General features: G+C 79.0%; 2 protein-coding genes. Both read right to left on the reverse strand.

The annotated features are described in order from the left end of the window. A partial coding sequence (locus RKE29_RS29655; RefSeq protein WP_312008804.1) for an NADH-quinone oxidoreductase subunit C occupies window positions 1-727 on the reverse strand: 727 nt, incomplete at its 3' end. A 367-nt stretch (window positions 728-1,094) separates the two neighbouring features. Further along, a complete protein-coding gene (locus RKE29_RS29660) occupies window positions 1,095-1,856 on the reverse strand; it encodes an NADH-quinone oxidoreductase subunit B family protein (protein WP_312008805.1) in 762 nt (253 codons plus the stop codon). Window positions 1,857-1,911 lie beyond the last annotated feature (55 nt).

A 1,911-nucleotide genomic window follows, 5' to 3' on the forward strand; every position in this document is an offset into this window, starting at 1 on the left:
CGCCCGCCGCGCCCGCCGCCGCGCGGGCGCCGCGGGCCGGGCGGGCGGGGGCGGGGGGGAGCTGGCCCTTGAGCGGGCCCCACTCGTTGGGGTCGGGGACGCCGGGCGGCAGCATCTGGCGCCGCCGCGTGCCGTGTCCGGCGTCCGACTCGCCCGGCTCCTTCGCTCCCGGCCAGGCCTTGGCCACCCGGGCCGCCAGCACGAAGTCCTTGCGCAGCGGGTGTCCCTCGAAACCGTCGGGGAGCAGCAGCGGCGCCAGGTGCGGGTGGCCGGGGAAGTCGACGCCGAACATCTCGTGCGTCTCCCGCTCGTGCCAGGCCGCGCCCGCGTAGACGGGGGTCGCGGTGGGCAGGGCGGGGGCGTCGTGCGGCACGGTCGTGCGGACCAGCAGGCGGCGTACCCCGGTCGCGGCAGAGGAGCCGGGCAGGTACATGTCACCCGGGCCGGAGGGGCCCGAGGCCGTCGGCCCGGCCGCCGACGGCGTCGCGCCGGGCGACGGGCTCGGGCGGGTCAGCGCGACGACGTGGGCGGAGACGCGGAAGCCCTCCCCCGGCTCGTCCACGGCGCTCAGCCAGTCGAAGTACGTACAGCCGAGCGCGTCGCGGGCGGTCTCCAGCGCGCGGATCCAGGAGTCGGCGGGCACGTCGACGGTGAGCAGGCCGTACGCCTCCTCGGCCGTGGCGCCCTCGCCGAACAGCTCGGCGGCGGGGCGCGGCAGCCAGCCCACCGGCGCCTGCGCCGCGGGTTCCGGCTCGTCCGCCGGGTCCGCCGCGACCGGGTCCGCCGCGGCCGGGTCTGCTGGAACCGGGTGGTCCGGTGCGGCCGGGCCTGGTGAGGCAGGGGCTCGTACGGCCGCGTCCTGGCCGGTGGCCGGGTCCTGGCCGACCGGAGCCGGGGCGGCCGCCGGGTCCTGGCCGACCGGAGCCGGGGCGGCCGCCGGGTCCTGGCCCGCCGGAGCCGGGGCGGTCGCCGGGTCCGTCGCGNCGCCGGAGCCGGGGCGGTCGCCGGGTCCGTCGCGGCGGGTTCCGGTGCCGTCGGGTCGCGGGGGTCCGGCCGCCGTCCGGTGGGCTCGCCGGGCGGTGGCGTGGGTCCGGTCATCGCGCGTCCTTCCCCGTACCGGGAGCCTCGGCACCGGGAGCCTCGGCACCGGACGTTCCCGCCTCGGGAGTTCCCGGTCCGTGCGGCTCCGCGCCGGGCGTCCGCGGCCCGGACGGGTCCGCTCCCGGGGCCGCCGCCGTGGAAGCCCCGCCCGGCGCGGACGCCGCCGGGGGCGCGGGCGGCGCGACCAGGCCGCTGCTCAGCTCGGCGGCGGACGGAGCCGCCACGGGGCCCGCGCCGCCGCGCGCGGAGCGGTCCGCGTAGCGCTCGCCCAGCGACTCCCGGGCGATCTTCTCCTGGAGCTTGAGGATGCCCTGGAGCAGCGCCTCCGGGCGGGGCGGGCAGCCGGGCACGTAGACGTCGACCGGGATGATCTGGTCGACGCCCTTGGTCACCGCGTACGAGTCCCAGTACGGGCCGCCGCAGTTGGAGCAGGCGCCGAAGGAGATGACGTACTTCGGCTCCGGCATCTGCTCGTACAGCCGCTTGACCGCGGGCGCCATCTTGTCCGTGACCGTGCCGGAGACGATCATCAGGTCGGCCTGGCGCGGCCCGGGCGCGAAGGGGATCACGCCGAGCCGGATGAAGTCGTGGCGGGCCATCGACGCCGCGATGAACTCGATCGCGCAGCAGGCCAGGCCGAAGTTGAACACCCACAGGCTGTAGCGGCGGCCCCAGTTCAGGACCACCTTCATGGGCTCGGGGGCGAGCCGGGCGAGCGGTCCGAGGCGGCGCGGCTGCGGCAGGTCCACCGGCACGGCGGCGGGCGGCGCGGCGGCCGGACGCGGCCCACCGGCGGCGAGCGGCCCAGCG

It is taken from the genome of Streptomyces sp. B1866 (genome assembly GCF_031932565.1).
In the GTDB taxonomy this organism is placed as follows: Bacteria; Actinomycetota; Actinomycetes; order Streptomycetales; family Streptomycetaceae; genus Streptomyces.